This window comes from Asticcacaulis sp. P2_B1 (assembly GCF_056404915.1).
The window spans coordinates 650,632-668,139 of sequence record NZ_JBFUDD010000002.1 but is presented as its reverse complement, the minus strand read 5'-3'; the positions used below and the strand labels follow the sequence as shown (position 1 = coordinate 668,139).

General features: G+C 61.6%; 13 protein-coding genes. 8 read left to right on the top strand and 5 right to left on the bottom strand.

All coding sequences use genetic code 11. The features are described 5' to 3' along the window. Positions 1 to 94: 94 nt before the first annotated feature. Positions 95 to 598 (bottom strand): response regulator, encoded by a 504-nt coding sequence (locus tag AC1DX3_RS07380; RefSeq protein WP_476988609.1) that lies wholly within the window; start codon positions 596 to 598, stop codon positions 95 to 97. A gap of 200 nt (positions 599 to 798) precedes the next feature. Here AC1DX3_RS07380 and AC1DX3_RS07375 point away from each other — a divergent pair, with 200 nt between their 5' ends. Together AC1DX3_RS07375 and pbpC are read left to right on the top strand one after the other, a co-directional pair. Next, entirely contained in the window at positions 799 to 5,796 is a 4,998-nt protein-coding gene (locus AC1DX3_RS07375) for an alpha-2-macroglobulin family protein (protein WP_476988608.1), read from the top strand. Positions 5,797 to 6,013: 217 nt separating this feature from the next. Continuing rightward, entirely contained in the window at positions 6,014 to 8,119 is a 2,106-nt protein-coding gene (pbpC, locus tag AC1DX3_RS07370; RefSeq protein WP_476988607.1) for a penicillin-binding protein 1C, read from the top strand. A gap of 124 nt (positions 8,120 to 8,243) precedes the next feature. On the opposite strand, the gene AC1DX3_RS07365 is transcribed toward pbpC, so the two are convergent. From AC1DX3_RS07365 to AC1DX3_RS07355, 3 genes are all read right to left on the bottom strand, one after another. Next, the gene (locus tag AC1DX3_RS07365) at positions 8,244 to 8,549 is read right to left on the bottom strand and encodes a type II toxin-antitoxin system RelE/ParE family toxin (protein WP_476988606.1); all 306 of its coding nucleotides are present in this window, start codon (positions 8,547 to 8,549) and stop codon (positions 8,244 to 8,246) included. Beyond that, entirely contained in the window at positions 8,546 to 9,013 is a 468-nt protein-coding gene (locus tag AC1DX3_RS07360; RefSeq protein ID WP_476988605.1) for a hypothetical protein, read from the bottom strand. Before AC1DX3_RS07360 ends, AC1DX3_RS07365 begins: the two co-directional genes overlap by 4 nt. 106 nt (positions 9,014 to 9,119) lie before the next feature. Then, positions 9,120 to 10,781: an MFS transporter gene (locus AC1DX3_RS07355; protein WP_476988604.1), complete on the bottom strand. Its 1,662-nt coding sequence runs from the start codon at positions 10,779 to 10,781 to the stop codon at positions 9,120 to 9,122. 168 nt (positions 10,782 to 10,949) lie between these two features. On the opposite strand from AC1DX3_RS07355, the gene AC1DX3_RS07350 reads away from it, so the two are divergent. The 4 genes from AC1DX3_RS07350 (at position 10,950) to mutM (ending at position 14,029) form a co-directional block, all read left to right on the top strand. Next, positions 10,950 to 11,192: a hypothetical protein gene (locus tag AC1DX3_RS07350; RefSeq protein ID WP_476988603.1), complete on the top strand. Its 243-nt coding sequence runs from the start codon at positions 10,950 to 10,952 to the stop codon at positions 11,190 to 11,192. A gap of 56 nt (positions 11,193 to 11,248) precedes the next feature. Then, positions 11,249 to 11,869 carry a carbonic anhydrase gene (locus AC1DX3_RS07345; protein WP_476988602.1) on the top strand — a complete coding sequence of 207 codons (621 nt, stop codon included), beginning with the start codon at positions 11,249 to 11,251 and terminating at the stop codon, positions 11,867 to 11,869. A 216-nt stretch (positions 11,870 to 12,085) separates the two neighbouring features. Beyond that, positions 12,086 to 12,994: an aldo/keto reductase gene (locus tag AC1DX3_RS07340; protein WP_476988601.1), complete on the top strand. Its 909-nt coding sequence runs from the start codon at positions 12,086 to 12,088 to the stop codon at positions 12,992 to 12,994. A gap of 168 nt (positions 12,995 to 13,162) precedes the next feature. Beyond that, on the top strand, positions 13,163 to 14,029 hold the full coding sequence (gene mutM / locus AC1DX3_RS07335; protein ID WP_476988600.1) for a bifunctional DNA-formamidopyrimidine glycosylase/DNA-(apurinic or apyrimidinic site) lyase: 867 nt from the start codon (positions 13,163 to 13,165) through the stop codon (positions 14,027 to 14,029). A gap of 1 nt (position 14,030) precedes the next feature. Here mutM and AC1DX3_RS07330 read toward each other — a convergent pair whose 3' ends face one another. Beyond that, on the bottom strand, positions 14,031 to 14,576 hold the full coding sequence (locus AC1DX3_RS07330) for a TlpA family protein disulfide reductase (RefSeq protein WP_476988599.1): 546 nt from the start codon (positions 14,574 to 14,576) through the stop codon (positions 14,031 to 14,033). Positions 14,577 to 14,811: 235 nt separating this feature from the next. Here AC1DX3_RS07330 and rpsT point away from each other — a divergent pair, with 235 nt between their 5' ends. Both rpsT and dnaA read left to right on the top strand, forming a co-directional pair. Then, positions 14,812 to 15,081 carry a 30S ribosomal protein S20 gene (rpsT, locus tag AC1DX3_RS07325; protein WP_476988598.1) on the top strand — a complete coding sequence of 90 codons (270 nt, stop codon included), beginning with the start codon at positions 14,812 to 14,814 and terminating at the stop codon, positions 15,079 to 15,081. An 843-nt stretch (positions 15,082 to 15,924) separates the two neighbouring features. Then, positions 15,925 to 17,394, top strand: a complete 1,470-nt coding sequence (dnaA, locus tag AC1DX3_RS07320; RefSeq protein ID WP_476988597.1) for a chromosomal replication initiator protein DnaA — start codon at positions 15,925 to 15,927, stop codon at positions 17,392 to 17,394. The last annotated feature ends 114 nt before the right edge of the window (positions 17,395 to 17,508 follow it).

The following is a 17,508-nucleotide window of genomic DNA, read 5'->3' as shown; positions in this document are numbered from 1 at the left end:
GGCGACACAAAAAGTGGTAAAGGCAAGGGCCACGGGCCCTTGACCCATAAATGTTACAGCGCTCTCGCGGCGATATGTCTCAGGTGGTCCAGGCCTAATACTTCCCCTCGGCCTTGTCGGCCACACGGCGGAACGGCCCCTTATAGTCGGCGACGACCTTACGCCGGCGGTCGGGGCCGACATAATTCTGCGACTTGACCCAGCCGCGTTCGTTGTCGATGACGCTGCGCAGGCGGTCGATCAGGGCGCGCGCCGTCAAGGGCTTGGCGATGAACTCGTTGACGCCGGCATCGCGGGCTTCCAACACGCGGCGGCGGTCGGTGTGGCCGGTCATCATGATGATCGGTACATAGGGGTGGGGACTGTCGGAACCGCGGCGGACCAGCTTGGTGAATTCGATGCCGTCCAGCTGCTCCATCATCAAATCGAGGATGATAACGTCCGGCCGCCAGTCGCGCACGATTTCCAGCGCCTCGATGCCGTCTGAGGCTTCGCGGATCAGGCTGATTCCCATGGAGCGCAGCATGGTGCAGACGATGACGCGCATATAGTGGTTGTCATCGACGACGAGCACCATCACGCGTGCGAACTTACTCAAATCCAGGGTCTCCCGCGGAGGCGAAAACGGTAGAGGGTTGCGCGTCGTCAACCGCCGGCCATGCCCTTCGGCGGAATCATTAGCGTTATTCGGAAAATTGGCAAAACAAAGATTGATCTTTGCCCTAATCCGCTGTTCTCTTCCCGGTTAACGATACTTTGCCGGGCGGCCGAACGCCTGGGTACGGCGGGGACAATTCCATGATCGACTGGCATAACAGAACCCTGATCGCGGGCGCCGCGGCGGTGCTCATCGCAGGCTTCGGTGTAGGCTTCCTCACCGCCCGCGCCACCAATGGCGACCAAAGCCATTCCATGGCCGCCGTCACCGACTCCGGGGAACTGGCCGGACCGGCGACCGGCCTGTTCGGTAAGCCGCGCGACAAGAACGCCCCGCGCGCCGGCGACGCCAAGCCGGCCGGTTTCGACGTCTGGCATCAAAATCTCGATACCACCGGCACCGCGCCGAAAGCCTGTATCCAGTTCTCGCGCCCGCTCGACTCGGCGAAATCCTATGGCGACTATGTCGTCGTCTCGCCGGCCCTGCCGTCGGCCCCGGCCGTCTCGGTCAAGGACGACACACTGTGCGTTTCCGGTTTCGGCTTTACCGACCGCCGCATTACCCTGCTCAAGGGCCTGCCCAGCAAGAGCATGGAAACCCTGAAGGCCAATACGGACCTCGACTTCAGCTTCGGTGAGAAGCCGCCCTATGTCGGCTTTGCCGGCAACGGTGTCATCCTGCCGCGCGAGGAAGGCGACGGGGTGGCTGTCGAAACTGTCAATGTTACCTCCCTGGCCTTCGAAGTCTGGCACGTCTCCGACCGCAACCTGGTGCGTAAATCGGTCTCGGCGCCGGAGCCGACGGCTGAAGGCGAATGGGACGACAGCTGGGGTGACGATGCCGCCGACGATATCGGCGTTAAGATCTGGACCGGCAAGGTCGGGGTCAAGGCCGGCAACGGCGAACGCGTGACCACGGTCTTCCCGCTGGGCGCCGTGCTGAAAACCCTGAAGCCGGGCGCCTATATCGTCAAGGTGAAGGATGCCTCGGGCGGCCGCGACAAAAAAGAAGACGACCAGCCGGCCCAGGCGCGGCGCTGGGTCATCTATACCGACATGGCGATGACGACCTATAAGGGGCAGAACGGCCTCGACGTCGTTATGCGCTCGCTGAAGACCGCCAAGCCTCTGGCCGGGGTCAAGGTCGACCTGGTCGCCAGCAATGGCGATACCCTGGGTGAAGTGCGCACCGGGGTCGACGGCCATGCCGCCTTCAACGGCGCCCTGCTGAAAGGCACGGACGCCCTGGCGCCCAAGATGATCATGGCCTATGGCGCCGGCGACGACTATACCGCCGTCGATATCGATCGCTCGCCGATGGACCTGACCTCGCACGGGGTCGGCGGGCGGCAAGACAGCTCGACCACCGACGGCCGCGCCAATGTCAATGGCGTCGACGGCTACCTCTATACCGACCGCGGTATCTATCGCCCCGGCGAAGTCGTCCACCTGGTCGCCATGGTGCGCGATAATGAAGGCAAGGCGATCAAGGATCGCAAGGGCTTCCTCATCGTCACGCGTCCCTCCGGCGTCGAAGCCTTCCGCTTCGGTTTCGTCAAGACGCCGATGGGTTATGCCGGCGCCGATGTCATGTTGCCGAAATCGGCTCCGCGCGGCCAATGGTCGGCCAAGATCGTTCTTGACGGGATCGAAGGCGACGCCGGCAATGTCGGTTTCGCGGTCGAAGACTTCGCCCCGCAACGCCTCGGTGTCGACGTCAAGGCCGACGCGCAAAAACCATTATTGTCGCTGACCGAAAGCCGGCCGGTGACGGTCGCCGCCCATTATCTCTATGGCGCTATCGGTTCGGGCCTTCAGGTCACCGGCGAAGCGCGCATCCGCGCCGACGCCAACCCGTTCCCGGAATTTGCCGATTACAGCTTCGGCGATGAATCGACACCCTATGAGGAAAAATATGTCGATCTGCCGGCCTCGACCACCGACGCCCAGGGCAATGCCCTGTTCCCGTTCGACGCCTCCCTGGCCGGCGACACGACGCAACCGCTCAGCGTCCTCCTGACCGCTTCGGTCTTCGAACCCGGCGGCCGTCCGGTCAAGGAAAGCCAGACCCTGAAAATCCGCCAGAGCCCGCTCTATCTCGGCGTCAAGGTCGACCAGAAGGACGGTTCGTGGAAGGACACGCCGAAGATGTCGTTCAACATCATCGGCCTGACGCCCCAGGGCCAGAAGACCGCCGTCAAGGGCGCCAAGGTCACCCTGATTTCCGAAGTCTGGGACTATGACTGGTACATTGCCGACGGCAAATGGAACTGGCGCTCGACCCACCACGACGTCATCATCTCGACCAAGCCCTATGACCTCAACGCCAATACCGGCGCGACCTTCGAACGCAATCTCGACTGGGGCGATTACCGCATCGAGGTCGAGGTGCCGGGTCAGGCCAAGACCGTGACGCGCTTCTCCTCGGGTTGGGGCTCGTCGCAACAAGGCAATGACGCGCCCGATTTCGTCCGTCTGACGGCCGGATCGACCTCCTACAGCCAAGGCGACACCGTCGAAGTGACCCTGAAAGCCCCCTATAAGGGCGAAGCCCAGATCGCCGTCGCCACCGACCACCTGGTCGATCTCAAGACGGTTACGGTCGGTGAAGGCGGCACCACGGTGCGCCTGAAAACGACCGCGGCCTGGGGTGGCGGCGCCTATATCATGGTCAGCGTCATTCAGCCGCGCGACCCGGTAACTTCGTCAAAGCCGCGCCGCGCCATCGGCCTGATCTATGTTCCGCTCGATCCGAAGTCGCGCAAGCTGGGTGTGGTCATCCCGGTCAGCGACACGCCGCAACAGCCCAAGCTCGACATCCAGGGCCACGGCTATATCGACGTGCCGGTCGAGATCAAGGGCATCAAGTTCGGTGATCGCGCCAAGGTCAGCATCGCCGTCGTCGATCAGGGCATCCTCAACCTGACCAAGTTCACCGCGCCCGATCCGACGGCGTGGTACTTCGGCAAGCGCGCCCTCGGCGTCGACTATAATGACGATTACGGCCGCCTGCTCGATCCCAATCTCGGGGCGCCGGCGCCGATCGAATTCGGTGGCGATCAGCTGGGCGGGGAGGGTCTGACGACGACGCCGATCCGCACGGTGGCTTTGTGGTCGGGCGTGGTGCAAACCGGGCTCGACGGCAAGGCGACCATCCGCATGCCGATCGCCAAGTTCAACGGCGAGCTCAAGATCATGGCCGTGGCCTGGACCGACGATGCCGTCGGCGCCGGCCAAAAACGCCTGATCGTGCGTGAACCGGTGGTGGCGGACCTCTCCCTGCCGCGCTTCCTGGCGCCCGGCGACCACGCCATCGCGACGCTCGAACTCGACAATGTCGACGGCAAGCCCGGCCTCTACCAAACCTTTGTCCGCGGTCTGCAAGGCCTGATCATCGCCTTCGAGAAAGCCTTTAACCTCAACCACGGTGACCGTACCATCCAGAGCGTACCGATGGACGCGCCGCAAACCACCGGCATCTCGACCGTCCAGGTCGGGTTGAACGGCCAGGGTTACAGCTTCGCCGACGCCTTCCAGATCCAGACGCGCAATGGCTGGGGACCACTGACCCAGGTCGTGACCCAGTCCCAGGCGGTCAATGAAACCTGGACGCCGCCGGCCAACCTGCTGGCCGGCTTCCAGCCCGGTTCGGCGACGGTCGAAGTCTCCTATTCGCCGTTCCGCAATATCGATCCGGCGCCGCTCACCGCCGCGCTCAACAAATACCCCTATGGCTGCACCGAACAGGTGACGTCGTCCGGCTCGCCGTGGCTCTATGTCTCGGAATCCCTGGTCGGCAAGGACGCGGCCAAGCCCGCCAATTATGCCCTCAAACAGGCGGTCGACAAGATTCTCGATCGTCAGACCGAGGACGGGGCGTTCGGCCTGTGGCGGCCGGGTGACGGCGACGCCGACGGCTTTGTCGGCGCCTATGCCACCGACTTCCTGCTCGAAGCCCGCGCTCGCGGTGTCTATGTTCCGCAGGAAGCTATCGACAAGGCGCTCAACGCCATGCGCGACATGGCCAAGCCCGACGGTTTCACCAGCGTCAATTATCGCCTGAGCGTGCCGTCGGAGTGGTCGTGGTTCGGTGTGTCGGGCGAAAATCTGACCAAACAACTGCGCAGCCGGGCCTCGGCCTATTCGCTGTATGTCCTGGCCAAGGCGCATTCGGGCGATCTCGCCCGCCTGCGCTGGTATCAGGACGTCCAGTTCGCCGCCGAGGCCTCGCCCCTGGCGCGGGCCCAGGTTGCCGCCGGCCTTGACATGATGGGCGACCGTGCCCGTGCTCGTCTGGCCTTCCAGCAGGCGATCGCCAAGCTCGGCTACAGCGACCCCAATGACTGGTACCAGACGCCGCTGCGCGACCTGGCCGGTGTCATTGCGCTCGCCTATGAAGCCGGTGAAGACGACATCGCCCGCGGTCTCATTCCGCGCCTCGAAAACTCGATGAAGTCGCCGGCCCAGATGAACACGATCGAGGACGCCTATGTCCTGCGCGCCGCCTCCTATATGATGAAGGCCGCCGGCGTGACCAAGATCGACGCCCAGGGGGTCAATACCCTGCCCGGCGGCATGCACGTCTCGCGTTACGGCGTCGGCGCCCTGGCGCAGGCGCACCTCAAGAACACCGGTTCGGGCGCCATCTGGCGCACGGTGACGGTGATCGGTACGCCGTCGACTTCGCCTGCCGCCGACAGCCACGGTCTCAACCTGGTCAAGACCTTCTACGCCCTGGACGGTTCGCGCATCGATCCGTCGCATCTGGTCCAGGGACAAAAGGTCCTGATCGTCATTTCCGGCCATTCGGACATGGCGGAGCTGCGGCCCATCGTGGTCGACGATCCGCTGCCGGCCGGTTTCGAGATCGACTCGACCCTGACCAATGAAGACGCCCAGAACGGACCGTTCCGCTTTGTCGGTGAGTTGACCTCGCTGAAGGTGGCCGAGGCCCGCGACGACCGCTTTATCGCGGCGCTCGACGTCTCGTCGGCCCAGGGCTTCACCATGGCCTATATCGCGCGTGCTGTGACGCAAGGGGATTACTACTTGCCCGGGGCCGAGGCCAAGGACTTCTACCGTCCCGGCACCTATGGCCGCACCGGCGGCAGCCGCACGGTCATCTCGGCCCGGCAATAAAGCTGCATCGGCCGCCTCTCTCCTTCCCCTCGCCCCGTTCTTACGGGGAGAGGGTGCCAGGCCTCAGCCTGGCGGGTGAGGGGCCGCCGACGAAGATCAAGATGAACGGCTTCAGGTTGGCGAACCGTCTTCTGCTTTCCGGTGGCCGACACGCCCCTCACCCGGCCCTTCGGGCCACCCTCTCCCCGTGGTCACGGGGCGAGGGGAAGACACCACGATGTTCAAGCGGTTTAAAATTCTCAATCCCGACAAACTTATCGCTCCGCTGGTCAAGACCCTGATCGGCCTGATGGCGCTTGAGTTGCTGGTGGCGGTGGTCAATGTCGCCCTGCCGCCCGATATGACCAAGGCCGAACGCGCCTCGGCCGTGGCGCTCGACCGCAACGGCACCTGGCTCCGCGCCCTGCCGGTCGACGACGGCCGCTGGCGCATCCGTGCCGATCTCGACCGCACGGACCCGAGCTTCGTCCAACATTTGCTGAAGACCGAGGACGAGCGCTTCTATCTCCATCCCGGCGTCGACGCGACCTCGATCCTGCGGGCGCTATTATCGAACATCCACGCCGGCGGCATCGTCTCCGGCGGCTCGACCATCACCATGCAGACGGCGCGCCTGCTGTCGCCGCACCCCCGCGACTATGGCAACAAGGCGATCGAAGCCCTGCGCGCCCTGCAACTGGACATGCGCTATTCGAAGCGCGACATTCTCTCGCTCTATCTCACCCTGGCGCCCTATGGCGGCAACCTGGAAGGCGTGCGGGCAGCATCGCTCAGCTATTTCGGCCATGAACCGGTCAGCCTGACGCTTGGCGAACAGGCGTTGTTGATCTCCCTGCCCCAGGCGCCCGAAGCCCGCCGTCCCGACAAGCGTCCGGAGATCGCCCTGGCGGCGCGCAACCTGATCCTGGCGCGCATGCAAAAGGCCGGCGAGATCGACGCGCTCCAGGTCAAGAATGCCGTCGACGAACCGATGGTGACGAAACGCTTCACCTTCCCGACCATTGCCTGGCACACGGCCGGGCGCCTGGCCAAAAACGTCAAGGGATTGCAGGCGACCGTCGTCACCACGCTCGACGCCAATCTGCAGACTCGCCTGGAAGCCATGGCGGCGCAAACGGCGCGCGACCAGGGTCCCAATACCTCCGTCGCCATCCTGGTCATCGATATCAAGACCCGCGGCGTACGCGCCAGTGTCGGTTCCGGCGGCCTGGACCGGCCGGGCGGCTGGATCGACATGACGCGCGCCTTGCGGTCGCCGGGCTCAAGTCTGAAACCCTTCATCTACGGCTTTGCCTTCGAAGACGGCCTGGTGGCGCCGGAAACACGGCTGATGGATGCGCCGACGCGCTTCGGCGACTATCAGCCCGAGGATTTCGACCGCGTCTTCCACGGTGAGGTCTCGGTCAAGGAGGCTCTGATCAATTCGTTGAACGTGCCGGCGGTGGCGGTGCTGAACCGCGTCGGCCCCGCTGTCTTCCAGGCGCGCCTCGAAGGCGTCGGCGTCAAGCTGGTCGTGCCGAAGTCGGGCCTGCACGATTCCGGCCTGGCTCTGGCCCTCGGAGGTGAGGGCATTCGGCTTGACGATCTGGCCATGTTATATGCCGGCCTCGGCGATCACGGCCTGGTCAAGCCCCTGGCCTATACGGTTGGCGACGAAAAGAATGAACCCTCAGGCCAGAGACTGATGCGTGGCGACGCCGCCGACCGTATCATCACCATCCTGCGCGAAACGCCGCCGCCCGCCGGGCGCCTGCCCGGGCCCTTGATGCGTGCCGGCAACCGCCCGGCCTTCAAGACCGGCACCTCCTACGGCTATCGCGATGCCCTGGCGGTCGGCGTGGCCGGCGGTTACGCCGTCATGGTGTGGACCGGCCGCCCCGATGGCGGTGCACGCGCCGACCAGACCGGTCGCGAAGCCGCCGCGCCGCTGTTGTTCGACGTCTTCGATCAGTTGCAGGCCCCAACCCAGTTACCCAATGCCCTGGGACCCAATGTGGCGCCGACGGCTTTGCGCATCCTCAATGCCCGCGACAGCAAGGCGTCGATCCTGTTTCCGCCCAATAACGCGACCGTCTATGTCGAAAAGGCCGGGGTCGACAAGGATGGCAACCTGAAACTGGTGCGGCCGCTGAAACTGTCGGCCCACGGGCTGCGGCCGATCTCCTGGTACGTCAATGGCGAGCCGGTCCATGAGGACGAGGCCGGGGAATTCAGCTGGTCGCCGCCGGCCGAGGGCTTTTACGACCTGACCCTGATCGACGCCAACGGTCATCAGGACAAGAGTCATATCCGCGTCAAAACCATCGCCGGTGGCGCGCCTTAGGTGCGCTATTACCTTTTACGGGCCTCTGCATAACGACACTAAAAAACGAATGAAATCAACGAAATAGGGGTTCTTATGCAGCGCTCTGACTACTGCATTAGGCGCTTCAACTATTCGATCGTGCTCAGGTCGCGGTCCTTGGTTTTTTTGGTGGCCATTGCTGAGCACTGTGCAATAGCCGGAGGATTTCGACGCGCTCCAGTCGCGGCTTCACCCGGTACACCGCGATGAACGGGGTTTTGTCGATGACCAGTTCCAGCGTCGCCTTGCGCTTGCCGGCTCGACCCATATTGGGGAAATCGGCCAGCATGTTGACCTGGGCTTCGATATGATCACCCTGCCCGATGGCGGCGGTGACATTGCGCTCGCCAATATAGTCTAACTGACCATCGCGATCGACAATGGCTTTTTCCAGCCATACGATGATCAAGACTTCGACCCGGCGCGGGCAAGAAGCTCATCCCGCTTCTTCTTCCAGGATGCCTGGGCATCTTCATTGCTGATCCACACCGCGTCAGGGGCGTCGGCCAGATAAATGCCTTCGTCGACCTGATCGAGAAACCACTGGTCGTAGTCGGCCGAAGCCGCGTGTGTCTTGCGGAGAGCTTCGGATCTGTCTGGACGCTCGGTTGTCTTCATCTCAGCCGGCGACACCGACACCATATCGACATCGAACTTCGAAATACCGATGCCCCTCAGATAACTCATCAGAGTTTCCATTTTCTTGAAGCGCCGCTCCTGGCCACTGCGTTGCGCTTTCAGGACCCGATTGCGTTGACCGTAGGTGACTTCAATGACGAAGCCGTCCGTCTTGGTCACCACATGTGCGTCGCACACATTTCCTGCCTCAACGAGTTGGATAAGCGTGCTGTGATCGATCGTGTCGGCCGGCATGACCGTTGCTCCTGGGTTTCAACAGGAGGAGTGTATGCAATTTATTATAAGTCGCAAGGCGAAAAACAATAAATTGCGGGGTTCAGGCCTATCTGCGCGAAGAACCCTATTCGATCGTGCTGAGATCCCGGCCCTTGGTTTCCTTGAGGAAGAGGAGGGCGACGATGACGGCCAGGATACCCGTGCCAACCGGATACCACAGGCCGAAATAGATATTGCCCGAGGCCGCCACCATGGCGAACGACAGGACCGGTTGCAGCCCGCCAAACCAGCCGGTGCCGATATTGTAAGGCAGGCTCATGGCCGTATAGCGCACCCGTGTCGGGAACATTTCGACCAGCAGCGACGCCATCGGGCCATAGAGCGCCGTACAGGCGATGGCGAAGATGACCAGCACGCCGAACATGACCGGCAGATTGGCCTTTTTCGGATCGGCTTTCTCCGGATAGCCGGCCGCTTTCATCGCCGCCTTGACTTCGCCGCTTGCCTTGGCCTTCAGGGCCTTGATCGCGGCCTTGTCGAGCCCGGCGCCGGATGGGATGGCGATGGTCTGATCGCCGATGCGGACGCTGGCCGAGGCACCGCCTGCCGTGTCGGGCTTGCTGACATAGGGCGTGCCGACGCCGGTGACGACGCTTTTGGCAAGGTCGCACGGCGAGGTAAAGACTGCGGTTTGGAACAGGTCGAACTGGAAGGTGCATTGCGCCGGATCGGCGACGACATAGACCGGATTGGCCCTATGCGCCGCGTCGAGGTCGGGGTTGCCGTATTTCATCAGCATGTCGAAGCCAGGGAAGAAGGATGCGCAGGCCAGGATGATGCCGAAGCAGACGACCGGCTTGCGGCCGATCTTGTCGGACAGGGTGGCAAAGATGATGTAGAGTGGCGCCGATACCAGGGTCATGCCGATGATCAGCCAGTTCATCTGGGCCTGATCGAGCTTGACGAAGTTGGTGAGGAAGACCTGGGTATAGAAGAAGGCCGTGTACCAGATGACGCCCTGAGCCGTCATGAAGCCGAACAGGGCGATCAGCATGCCTTTCAGGTTTTTCCAGCGCGTGAAAATTTCCGACAGCGGGCTCTTGGCCAATTGGCCTTGCTCGTGCAAAGCCTTGAAGGCCGGGCTTTCGGCGGTGCGGGCGCGGATATAGACCGAGACGCCCAGCAGCAGGACGGAAATGACAAACGGAATGCGCCAGCCCCAATCGGCGAAGACCGGTTCGGTCAGCAGGGTCCGTGTCGCCAGGATGACGAGGAGGGCGGTGATCAGGCCGAACGCCGCGCTGCTCTGGATCCAGGCGGTAAAGGCGCCGCGCTTGTTGGAAGGGGCGTGTTCGGCGACATAGATAGCCGCGCCGCCATATTCGCCGCCCAAAGCAAACCCCTGGATGATGCGCAGACAGATCAGCAGGATCGGGGCGATAACGCCGGCCTGTTTATAATTGGGCAGCAGGCCGATGGCGATGGTCGCCAGGCCCATGACCAGGATGGTGTAGAGGAAGGTGCCCTTGCGGCCTTTCTTATCGCCGATATGGCCAAAGACCAGGGCGCCGATTGGCCGGGCGATAAAGCCGACACCGAAGGTCGACAGGGCGGCCAGGGTCGCCAGGGTTTCGTTAAGCCCGGTATAGAAGTTGTCGGCGATGATCTTGGTCAGGGTGCCGAAGATGAAGAAGTCGTACCATTCGAAAGTGGTGCCGGCGGCCGAGGCCGCCACGATGGTCTTCAATCCGCCGAAACGTGTCTTTGTCTTGTCATTCGCCGACATGCATTGCCCCTGTTGCCCGTTTGGGCTTGTTTGACCTGACGGCATTTGACCGAAACCTGTAGGAAAGACAAGGGGTTTCATGGCCTGTCCTGGGACTGTTTTGGCGGACTAGCGCCGAGCGGAATTTGCGGTTAAGGTGCGTTAAGGTTTGGTATCAAGGGGGTTGAGATGAAGTTTTCCGAAATGACGCGCGCGCCGGAAGGCTTGACCTCCTACGCCAAGGTCAAGCGCATGCGCCCGACGGTTATGCTGCTCAATGTCGTCGAAGGTCTGCTGGCTTGCCTGGGTGTCGTCGTCCTGATCCTGCTGATCCGTTACCATTCGTTCGAAAAGGCTGGCCTCGCCATCGACCAGGCGATCGGCTGCGTATTTCAATGTGCGCATGACTTGATCTCGCAAACGCATAAATAGGGTTGATCTCCCGGCCGCCGGTTCTATAAGCATCTCAGTTACGTGAGGACCGGATTATGCTGGATCATCTGATCGCCAATAACCGCAAATGGGCCGAGGAAAAGGTCCTTAAGGATTCTGAATTCTTTCTGCGCCTGACGCGCCAGCAATCGCCGGAATATTTCTGGATCGGCTGTTCCGACAGCCGCGTGCCGGCCAACGAAATCGTCAATCTCGATCCGGGCGAAATGTTCGTCCACCGCAATGTCGCCAATCTGGCGCCGCACCAGGACGCCAACTATCTCAGCGTCCTGCAATATGCCGTCCATGTCCTGAAGGTGAAGCACGTCCTGGTCGTCGGTCATTATGGCTGCGGTGGGGTGCGCACCGCGGTCGAGTCGAGCGAGCACGGCCTGATCGATCACTGGCTGTCGCCCATCCGCGAAGTCGCCCATACCCACAAACACGAACTGGATGCCTGCCCCGACGAAAGTCATATGCTGGACCGGCTGTGCGAACTCAATGTTATCCAGCAAGTGCGCAATATCACCGTCAATCCGATCACCGAAGCCGCCTGGCGCCAGGGACAGGAATTGACCATCCACGGCTGGGTCTATTCATTGAAAAACGGCCTTGTCAGCGATCAGGATGTCAGCGTTTCGGGTTTCCCAGACAGACGTCGCATCTTCGCGGTTTAAGCGCACTCCAAAAAGTGTCCTGCGAAGAAATCTTGCACTTTTGGATAGGGTACGCGACAAAAAATTAATCCCCGTTAACCATAATGTTATCAACAGGCCTGTGAAGAAACATCGTTTTTTTATAAGCTGTAAAGAGGTTGTTTAAGGTTTGGGCCGCATTTTGCACCTGTTCGTTCTTGGTTAAGGGACGTAGTTATTTTCTGGTGAATAGCGGGCATGGTTGCCGCCTTAGGTCTGGGTTCAGCACAATTCGGCTGTGATTACGGCATCTCGAACACGCGTGGTCGTGTGAGCGAGGACGAAGTGCGTCAAATCCTGGCCCTGGCCGCCGATTGCAAGGTTCTGCAGATCGATGCCGCCCACTATGACGGCGATGTCGAACGCATCCTCGGCCGCTGCTGGCCTTTCCCGTCGCCCTTCAAGCCCCAGGTCCGCACCCTGCCCCTCGAAAAGGGCCTGGAGTGGCTGGAATCGCGCCTGCGCCGCTCCGTCGACCATATGGGCTTAGTCCGTGCCCACGCCGCCCTCGTCGATCGCGCCGAAGACCTGATGGGCCCCGATGGCGACGCCATGTGGGCGCGCCTCGAAAAACTCAAGGGCGACGGCCTGATCACCAAGATCGGCATCAGCGCCCGTTACGAAGACCAGCCCCTGCTACTCGCCAAACGCTTCAAGCCCGATATCATGCAGGTGCCGGCCTCGATCCTTGATCAACGGCTGGTGCGCAACGGCACGATCGAAAGTCTGGCCGAATTGGGCTGCGAAGTGCAATTGCGCTCGGTCTTCCTGCAAGGTCTGCTCTTCCTGCCGCGCGAAAACTTGCCGGCCAATCTCATCCCCGTCGGACCGCACCTGTCGCGCGTACGCCGGATCATGGCCGAGATGGGCGCCGATCCGCTGCATGCGGCCCTGAGCTTCGCGCTCAACCTGGCCGGCGTCTCGACCGTCATGGTCGGCGTCACCTCGGCGGCCGAACTGCGCGCCATCGTCGCCGCCTCGGAACGCAAGGCGCCGAAAATGCCGTGGGATGCCATGGCATTGAATGACGACGTGGCGCTGGATCCGCGGCAATGGTTCGCCGATCTGGGTGAGCTGGGCAAGCGGCGTTTGGTTCGCGTGGCTTAAGGCTTTTTAAAGAGCAGGGGCCTCGGGCCCCTGCACCCCATAACCGCTCTTGTTCAATTTGCTCTTACAGTGTTGGGGTGCAGGGGTCCGCGACCCCTGCTCTTAAGAGACCTATACCTTGTGAGCCAATCGGTCGGGTGCTAAGTCCAACCCGGATTGGAGACGACCATGCCCGAATTACCCGAGGTCGAGACGGTCCGGCGCGGCCTTGAGCCCCATCTGGTCGGGGCGAAGCTGGGTGAAGTGCGCTTGCATCGCCCCAATCTGCGCTATCCGTTTCCGGAACGGTTTGCTGAACGTCTGAACGGCGCCGAGGTCTTGCGGCTGGAGCGTCGCGCCAAGTACCTGCTGGCCTGGCTGGATACCCAGGAGGTGTGGGTGACGCATCTGGGGATGACCGGGCGGTTCCAGATCAACGACTCGGCCGAGAGCCTGAGCCACTATTATCACGAGGTCACGGTGGACCAGAAGCATTTGCATTTTCAATGCCTCGCCCATCATCCGGACGGCAAGGTCAGCCGCATCGACTTCTACGACCCGCGGCGTTTCGGCTTCATGCTGCTGACGTCGCCGGCGGAATTGTATGAGAGTTCATGGTTCAAGGGGCTGGGTGTCGAGCCTTTGTCGGACGATTTGAACACTCAGTACCTGATGGGCATGGCGACGGGTCGCAAGGTCAATCTCAAGGCCCTGCTGATGGCCCAGGGCGGCATAGCCGGGCTTGGCAACATCTATGTCTGCGAGGCGCTGTGGCGGGCGCGGTTGAGCCCCGATCACGCGGCCGACAAGCTAAACAAAAAGCAGGCGAGCGTTTTGGTCGACTGCATCAAGTCGGTGCTGGAAGAGGCCGTGACGGTCGGGGGATCGTCGATCAGCGATTTCACCGCGGCGTCCGGTGAGTTGGGCACGTTCCAGCATCGCTTCTGTGTTTATGATCGCAAGGGTGAACCGTGCAAACGCGACGACGGCGGGATAATCGAGCGCAAGGTTCACCAAGGCCGATCGAGCTTCTTTTGCCCGGTGTGTCAGAAATAGCTTAGGTCGTGGCACCCGGTGCTGGCGCGGGAACAGCCTTTTCCGCCAGCAGCGGGCCGACCGTGGCAGCGAAGCTGCCATAGCTGAAGGCATTGGCCTGGGCATAGCGCAGGATGCCGTTGCGATCGATGACGTAGTTGCTGGGCACCGCGCCGCCGATAATGCCGTAATTGCCGTCGATGCGCGATACCAGCGGAAAGGACAGGACCGAGGCCAGCGGCTTCAAATCCTTGTCGGACACCGTGTCGTCGATCGTCACGGCGAAAACCTTAAGATCGTCGCCGCCCTTGCTGCGGACATAGGTGTCGATTTCCGGCAGCTCGTATTTGCACGGGCCGCACCATACCGCCCAGAAGTTCAGCACGATCACCTTGCCGGCGAGGTCGGCCAGGGTGATCTTGCGGCGGTCGAAGGTGTGCAGGGTAAATTTAGGCGCCGGCTTGCCGATATTGGGCTTGGCCTCTACGCTTGTGGCGACGGCGAGGCCGGCACCCAAGCCTGTGGCCATAACGGCGCCCAAAGTCGCCCGACGTGTGATCAATGACATTGGAACTCCCCCGTATGTAATAAGATTACGCGCAACCGCGGGTCGCGGCAAGACCGGTGAATCGGATATGAGTCCCCGTCTGTGCATAATTTTTACCCGCAAGGTGCGAAAAGGGTCTAAGGATGATTGACCGGGGCCTTAGTCTCGGTTATATCCCGCCCCCTTGAAATTCACGTCTCCGCTCATCCCGAGCGGGGTGCGTACGCTTTAACCTATACCTCCTGTCAGGTGATGAATGGCCAATAACCCCGGCGCCCGCAAGGCGATCCGCAAGATCGCTGCCCGTACCGAAGTCAACAAGGCGCGCCGCTCGCGCGTTCGCACCTATGTGCGCAAGTTCGAAGAAGCCCTGACCGGCGGCGACGCTGCCGTTGCRCAGGCGGCTTTCGTCGAGGCGCAATCGGAACTGATGCGCGCCGTATCCAAGGGCGTGGTTCACAAGAATACCGGCTCGCGCAAGGTTTCGCGCCTGGCCGCGCAACTGAAGAAGCTGGCCACGGCCTAAGCTGTCAGTTGCCAACCGTGGCCGGGCGCCTGCCCGCCACGGCCTGACGACGTGGAAGAGCCTGCTGCGAGCGGGCGGTTTCTGCAACTTCTCCGACATAATCTCTGCCCCAAACGCCCACCCATCACGGTGAGCGACGGGTGGATTTTGCCTTGTGCGCAAGCTTGTCCACACCTGTGGTAAAAAGTTGCGGGCGGCGAAAAATAATTGCCAAATATAGTATTAATTTCTCGTTGCGAGCGAACAGGTTAGCAGAGTCAAGACCCTTATACGGGGCAAACTGCAAATAAGGTCATTGACCGGGAACGCGAGAACGTTAATTTGAGGCCCTCACGGTCAAGTCGTCACAACACGGACGAATTGACCGGTATCCGGCCAAGGTCGGATCATGAGGCTTTTCTGCTTTTCCGGGGCGGTTGGACGGCTAGGTCCTGCCTGTCCCCTGGGGTTGAGTTTCGCCGGTGACGACTGCATGTATTGTGCGGTCGCCAGCTCAGCGGGGCTGTATCGATGACCCGGTCATTTCGCGTGACAGGGGAATCGGTAACCGTTTGCACGTTTTGCTTCGCGGCTGGCGTGTAAGGGGTGAAGTTTTGACCGATGGCCGAAAACGGTTGGGGTCTTCGCGGTAAAACGTGCGTTGCCGGCCTTGTGGTGAGGGTAGGGTGGCGGACGGAGCCAATGGCGCGTTGAGTGCAGGGTGTAGCCTTGCATGCCGGACGCTGAACACGTCGCTTACAGGGGGTTATGGGGATCTCGGATCGCTAAAACCAACGGGAACGATGTCATGAAGTATAGTGTGGGTAAGGGCAAAATGATCGGGGCGATAAAAGAATGCCAAGCATGACAAGCTGGTCACCGATTCTTCCTGAGTCAGTGTGGTCGAAAGTGGCGACCGTGCTGCGCAAGGAATTGGGCGAAGGGCCGTACAATTCGTACGTCGCGCCCTCATCCGTCAGGCCGGGGCCGTTCGGCGATCCGGTCCTGGTGACACCGACGGCCTATGCGCGCGACTGGATTTCGCGCAATGCCATACGCCGGGCGCAGGAGCTGTGGTCGCAGCACGATCCTGAATCGCGCATTCTCGACGTCAAATGTCGCGTCGAATATGAGGACGAGAACCGCTTGGGCGGTGAGGTTCGGGGCGGCGAAGTTCGGGTTGAAACGCCGGCCGTCACCAAGCCGTTGTCGGGTTCCGAAGCCATCAGCACGCCGGAAAGCGAGCCTGTCGCCGAGAGTCAGCCGGTTGTCGTTTCGAACGCCAATCGCATCAGCGGCTTGCAGGAACGTCTGACGTTCGACTCGTTCGTCTCCGGCCGTGGCAATGAATTCGCCTATACCATGTCGCGCCAGGTGGCATCGTGGGCCGACGGCCATTTCAACCCGGTGTTTTTCCATGGCCCTTACGGTTACGGTAAGACCCACCTGCTGAACGCTATCGGCTGGGAAGCGCAGATGCGCCGTCCCGATGCCAAGATCGTTTACCTGACGGCGGAAAAGTTCACCTCGACCTTCGTCAAGGCCTTGATGGACAAGTCGACGGCGGCGTTCAAGGACGAGATCCGCGGCGCCGATCTGTTGCTGGTCGACGACGTCCATTTCATCGGCGGTAAGACATCGAGCCAGGAAGAGCTGTTCCATACGCTGACCAGCCTGATCGAGAACAATCGTCGCGTCGTATTCACGGCCGACCGTCCGCCGTCGCAGCTGACCGAGATCGAGGCGCGGTTGCGTTCGCACCTGTCGTCGGGTTTGGTTTGCGCGCTGGATGTGGCTGACCAAAGCCTGCGCATGGGCATCATCGAGCGCAAGCTGCAGCAGTTGTCGCAGCGTTTGGGCGCGCCGCAGGAGCCGCGTCCTGATGTTTTACATTTTCTGGCCGAGCGTGTGCCGGGGTCGATCCGCGAGCTTGAAGGCGCGGTCAATACCCTGGTGGCAAGTGCTGGGCCGCGTCTTGGGAGTTTGACTTTGGAAGAAGCTATGGCGCTGTTGCAGCCGAACCTGAAGGTGGCCGTTGAGCGCCGTGTGACGGTTGACGAGATCCAGAAGCTGACCTCGGACCATTTCGGTTTGAAGCAGGCGGATTTGCTGAGCGAGCGCCGTACGCGTAGTGTGGCGCGTCCGCGTCAGGTGGCGATGTGGCTGTGCAAGCAGCACACGACGCGGTCATATCCGGACATCGGTCGTCGTTTCGGCGGCCGGGACCATACGACGGTGTTGCACGCGGTGAAGAAGGTCGAGGAGCTATTGCTGGCTGACGATCAGATTGCGCGTGATGTGGAAGCGTTGACGCGGAAACTGCGCAACACTTGATTTATGGGGTTTGGGGCCCGAGGCCCCAAGACTTCCCTTCTTTCTTTCCCCCCGCCTGAAAGGCGAGGGAAAGAAAGAAAAGATGTGGGGTCGCGGACCCCGCACCCCATAACG